The sequence below is a fragment of the Bacillus sp. SIMBA_005 genome, from assembly GCF_046535585.1.
GTDB classification, from domain to species: domain Bacteria; phylum Bacillota; class Bacilli; order Bacillales; family Bacillaceae; genus Bacillus; species Bacillus pumilus.
The window spans coordinates 1-259 of record NZ_JAWRWI010000663.1 but is presented as its reverse complement, the minus strand read 5'-3'; the positions used below and the strand labels follow the sequence as shown (position 1 = coordinate 259).

Genomic DNA, 259 nt, shown 5'->3' with positions numbered 1-259 from the left:
GCCCGGGATCTGCACCGGCAGGTGCCCGCTCGGGTTCACCGCGCCGGTCAGCACGCGGGCGATCGCACCCGCGCCCTCGATACCCGGCATGAACGACTGCACGATCGCGGCCGCCCGGTCGGTGTACGCCCCGAGCGCGTAAGGGCGCCCCGACAACACGAGCAGAACGACGGGTGTGCCCGTGGCGAGGACCGCCTCGACCAGCGTGCCCTGGTCGCCGGGCAGGTCGAGGCTCGGTGCGTCCGATCCCTCACCCGAC

Annotated in this window: 1 protein-coding gene; it reads right to left on the bottom strand. The window is 73.7% G+C overall.

What is annotated here, in order from left to right:
• A partial coding sequence (locus tag SB660_RS21740) for a glycoside hydrolase family 3 protein (RefSeq protein WP_410584499.1) occupies positions 1-259 on the bottom strand: 259 nt, incomplete at both ends.